The organism is Streptomyces sp. NPDC051051 (assembly GCF_040682975.1).
GTDB lineage: Bacteria > Actinomycetota > Actinomycetes > Streptomycetales > Streptomycetaceae > Streptomyces.
The window spans coordinates 1-5,178 of the sequence record NZ_JBFBCB010000115.1 but is presented as its reverse complement, the minus strand read 5'-3'; the positions used below and the strand labels follow the sequence as shown (position 1 = coordinate 5,178).

Annotated in this window: 2 protein-coding genes; both read right to left on the bottom strand. The window is 74.7% G+C overall.

Annotated elements, in window-relative coordinates; translation table 11 throughout:
* Nucleotides 1–1,889, bottom strand: a 1,889-nt coding sequence (locus AB0N31_RS36140) for a type I polyketide synthase (RefSeq protein WP_366062780.1), incomplete at its 3' end; no start/stop codon positions are given.
* A 58-nt stretch (nt 1,890–1,947) separates the two neighbouring features.
* Nucleotides 1,948–5,178, bottom strand: a 3,231-nt coding sequence (locus AB0N31_RS36135; protein WP_366062779.1) for an SDR family NAD(P)-dependent oxidoreductase, incomplete at its 5' end; no start/stop codon positions are given.

Below are 5,178 nucleotides of genomic sequence, written 5' to 3'. Positions count from 1 at the left end.
CCGTCTCCGTCGGTGATGACGTCGCCGATCGGGCGGGGCAGGTGGGGGTCGAGTGCTGCGGCGACCTCGTCGAAGGCGGTCGCGAAGACCGGGAAGGCCGCGTGCAGTTGTCGGCCCATTCCCAGCCGTTGTGCTCCCTGCCCCGTGAAGAGGAACGCCGTCCCGCTCGAGGCGTGCACCCGTGACGGCTCCGCACCGCCACCCTCCGCCAAGGCTCGTACGGCGTCGGTGAGTTCGGTGCGGTCGGTGCCCGTGACCACCGCGCGGTGGTCGAACGCCGTCCGTTCGGTGGCCAGTGACAGGGCGACGTCCTGTGCGGCGAGTGCGGGGTGGGTGTCCAGGTGGGCCAGCAGCCGTGCGGCCTGGTCACGGACCGCCTGCACGCTCTTGCCCGACAACACCCAGGGAACTACAGGGAGGGCGGACTCGGCCGGATCGGCTTCCGGGGCGTCCTCGGCGGGGGCCTGCTCGACTATGACGTGGGCGTTGGTGCCGCTCACGCCGAAGGCGGAGACGCCCGCGCGGCGCGGCCGGCCGTCGGTCGCGGGCCACTCCCGCGCCTCGGTCAGCAGCTCCACCGCACCGGCGTCCCAGTCCACGTGGCTGGACGGCTTGTCCGCGTGCAGGGTCTTCGGCAGCACCCCGTGCCGCATCGCCTCGATCATCTTGATGACGCCGCCCACTCCGGCCGCGGCGACCGAGTGGCCGATGTTCGACTTGAGCGAGCCGAGGTACAGGGGACGCCCGGCGGGCCGCCCCTGACCGTAGGTGGCGAGCAGCGCGTGGGCCTCGATCGGGTCGCCGAGGCGGGTGCCCGTGCCGTGGGCTTCGACGGCGTCGACGTCGGCCGTGCTCAGACCGGCATTCGCCAGGGCCTGCTTGATCACGCGTTCCTGGGAGGGGCCGTTGGGGGCCGTCAGCCCGTTGCTCGCTCCGTCCTGGTTGACCGCCGTGCCGCGGATCACCGCCAGGACGCGGTGGCCGTTCTTCCGCGCGTCGGAGAGTTTCTCGACGAGGAGCATGCCGACGCCCTCGGACCAGCCGGTGCCGTCCGCGTCGTCGGAGAAGGACTTGCAGCGGCCGTCGGCGGACAGACCGCGCTGGCGGGAGAAGTCCACGAAGCCGCTCGGGGAGCCGGAGACGGTGACGCCGCCCGCGAGGGCGAGCGTGGACTCGCCCGAGCGCAGCGACTGCACCGCCATGTGCAGGGCCACCAGCGAGGAGGAGCAGGCCGTGTCCACGGAGACGGCCGGGCCCTCCAGGCCGAAGGTGTAGGCGATCCGGCCGGAGGCCACGCTGGAGAGCTTGCTCGTCATGAGGTAGCCCTCGAGCTCCTCGGGGCCTTCGCGGTCGAGGTAGCTCTGTTCCACGAGGCCGGCGAACACGCCGGTGCGGCTGCCCCTGAGGGCGGCCGGGTCGAGACCGGCGCTCTCCAGCGCCTCCCACGCCGTCTCCAGCAGGACGCGCTGCTGCGGGTCCATGCCGAGGGCCTCGCGCGGTGAGATGCCGAAGAAGGCCGCGTCGAACTCGGCGGCCCCCTCCAGGAATCCGCCCTCACGGGTGTAGGACTTGCCCGCCCTGCCGGGCTCCGGGTCGTACAGGCCCTCGATGTCCCAGCCGCGGTCGGTGGGCCAGGGGGTGATGCCGTCCACCCCGTCGGCGACGAGCCTCCACAGCTCGGCGGGCGAGGTCACCCCGCCCGGGTAGCGGCACGCCATGCCGATGACGGCGACGGGCTCGTCCTGACCGCTCTCCAGCTCGGTGATCCGCTGCTTGGCCTTGTGCAGGTCGGCGGTCACCCACTTCAGGTACTCGACCAGCTTCTCCTCGTTGGTCTGTCCCTTGGCGGCGGGGGTCTGCCGGGCCCGGTCGTTGGACTCAGTGGCCATGCTGGTTCGTCTCTCCTCAGTCCGGGCGGGGGCGCCGGTGGGGCGCCCCCGCCGAAGTTCAGTGCGCAGAACGGCCGAGCTGGGTGTCGATGAAGGCGAAGAGGTCGTCCGCCGTGGCGGCCTCGATGGACTCGGTCACGTCCGCCGCGTCGTCCTCGGGTGTCTCCGCCGCCGTCATCCGCGCCAGCAGCGCCTTCAGCCGGGCGGTGACCGCGGAGCGGGTCTCCTCGTCGTCGGGGGCGTCCGCACCGAGCAGTGCCGCCTCCAGGCGGTCGAGCTCCGCCAGGGCGGGGGTCCCGCCCGGTGCGTCACCCACGTCCAGCCGGCCCAGCAGGTGGGCGGCGAGCGCCTCGGGGTTCGGGTGGTCGAACACCAGGGTGGAGGGCAGCCGCAGACCGGTGGCGGTCGTCAGCCGGTTGCGCAGGTCGACGGCGGTCAACGAGTCGAAACCGAGGTCCTGGAAGGCCCGGTGGGCGGCGACCTGATGGGCTCCGGCGTGGCCGAGCGCCGCCGCGATCTCGTCGCGCACCAGGTCGAGCACGGCCTGCTCGCGCTCCTCGGCGGGCAGGGCGGCCAGCCGTTGCTCCAGCGAGACCCGGCCGGTGGCACCGCCCGTGGCGTCCGCGCCGTGCGCGGCGCCCCGGCGGCCCGGCGAGGGGACCAGGTCGCGCAGCGCGGCCGGTACCCGGCCGTGCGCCCGCAGGGCCGCGAGGTCCAGCGGCAGGGCCACCAGGTGGGCCGCGCCCTCCGCGAGCGCGGCGTCGAGCAGGCCGAGGCCCTCCTGCGCGGGGATGAGCCGGAAGCCTTCCCTGGTGTAGCGCTTGCGGCCCGCCTCGCCGAGAGCGGCGTTGATGCCGCCGCCGATCTCGGCGGGGTCCCACACGCCCCAGCCGATCGCGGTGGCTGCGAGGCCCTGGGCGGCGCGCAGGGCGGCCAGGGCGTCGACGAACGCGTTGGCGGCGGCGTAGTTGGCCTGACCCGGCCCGCCGAGGACGCCCACGCTCGACGAGAACAGGACGAAGGCGGACAGGTCCCGGCCCCGTGTCAGTTCGTGCAGGTGCCAGGCCGCATCGGCCTTGGCCGCGAGGACCCCGGCCAGACCCGGTGCGCTCAGGTCGGCGATCAGCGCGTTGTCGAGGACGCCCGCGGCGTGGACGACCGCGGTGAGGGGGTGCTCGGCGGGGATGCCGTCCAGGACGGCCGCGAGCGCGGCACGGTCCCCGGCGTCGCAGGCCGTGACGGTGACCGTGGCACCCGCTCCGGTCAGCTCCTCGACCAGGGCCTCGGCGCCCGGGGCGGCGGCGCCCTCACGGCCGATCAGCAGCAGGTGCCGTACGCCGTGCTCGGCCACCAGGCGGCGGGCCACCAGAGCGCCGAGGGCTCCGGTGCCGCCGGTGACCAGCACGGTCCCCTCGGGCGACCGGCCGAAGCCGGGGCGGGACGAGGCGGCGTCGGTTCGGGCGGAGCTGGACGGGTCGGCCGCGGTGGGGCCGACGCGGCGCAGGCGCGGCACGCGGATCCCGGCGTTGCGTACGGCGGCCTCCGGCTCGTCGGCGGCGACGACCGCCGACAGCAGCGCATCCAGTTCGAGCGGCTCGCCCCCGCCGTCCGCCGACCGCTCCAGGTCGAGGAGGAAGATCCGGCCCGGTGCCTCGGCCTGCGCGGAGCGCAGGAGACCCCGGACTCCGGCACCGGCCAGGTCGGCAACCTCCTCGGCGCCGACGGCGACGGCACCGCGGGTGACCACGACCAGCGGGACGTTTCCGAGACGCTCCTCGGCCAGGTACCCCTGCACCAGGGAGAGGGCGTCACGGGTGCGCCGGTGCAGGGCGTCGACCACGTCGGTGCCGGACCCGTCGTGCGCCCACATGCGCAAGGCGTCGACGGGGGCGCCCGCCGCGATGGCCTCGGCCGCTTCGGAGAGGGTCGCGTAGGTGATGCCGGTGCCGTCGCCGTCGTCCGGGCCCAGGTCGGCCCAGCGCAGGGGGGCCTCGGCCGCCGGCAGCTCGGCGGCGCCCCACTCGGTGCGGTACAGCGGCAGGGCCGCCCGGCCGGCGGCGGTGAACCGGTCGTACGGCACGTCCTGGAAGACCAGCCGGCCGACCGTGAGGACCGGCTCGCCGGCGGCGTCGGTGAGCCGGACGGCCAGGGTGCGCCCGTCGACGGCCTGCCACTGGACACGGACGACCGTGGCACCGCTCGCGTGCAGCCGCACATCGTGCCATTCGGCGGGGACGAGAACGGAGCCAGGACGGGCCGGGGCGACGGCGTCGGCCTCCTCCGCCGCACGGAGGGCCGCCTCCAGCAGCTCCGGGTGCAGTCCGTAGCGGACGGCGTCGGGCAGCAGCTCGTCGGCGAGCGCCACCTCCGTACCGCTGCCGTCGCCGACGGGACGCACCGGCTGGGCGGCGGCGACGGCCAGGCCGCCGTCCGCGCAGGTGATCCAGTGAGCGCCCTCGTCGGCCGGCCGGGCGTACAGGGTGAAGGCCCGCAGACCCGAGTCGTCGGGGCCGGCGACGGCAAGCTGGATCTCCGTCGAGGTCAGCGCCGAGAGCACGAGCGGGGTGTGCACGGTGAGGGTGTCGAGCGTGCCGAGGCCCACCTCGTCACCGGCGCGCACGACGAGGTCCACGAGTGCGGCGGTGGGCAGAACGGGGGTGTCCAGGACGGCGTACGCCTCCAGCCACGGATGCGTCTCGACCGAGACCCGGCCGCTGAACAACACCCCTTCGCCCCCGGCCGGTTCGACCTTCGCGGTGAGGAGGGGATGGCCGAGCGAGCTCCCTCCGCGCGCCTCGTCGCCCGGGGCGGCGTCCTTGCGCTCCATCCAGTGGCGTTCGCGTTGGAAGGCGTAGGTGGGCAGGGGCGTCGGGGTGGTGGTCCGGGGGCCGAGGCAGGCGGACCAGTCGACCGGTACGCCCGCGGTGAACGCCTGGGCGACGCCGGTGATCAGGGCGTGGGTCTCGTCGTGGTCGCGGCGGAGGAGGGGCAGGGCGGTGGTGTCTTCGAGGGTGTCGCGGGTGAGGGCGGTGAGGACGGCGTCGGGGCCGATCTCGACGAAGACGCCCGCTCCCGCTTCCCGCAGGGTGGTGAGGGCGTGGGTGAAGCGGACGGTGCCGCGGATCTGGTCGGTCCAGTAGCGGGGGGTGGTGAGTTCGTCGGTGGTGGCGAGGCGTCCGGTGAGGGTGGAGACGAGGGGGATGCGGGGTTTGTCGTAGGTGAGGGTGGCGGCGACCTGACGGAATTCGTCGAGGATGTCGTCCATGTGGGGCGAGTGGAAGGCGTGGGA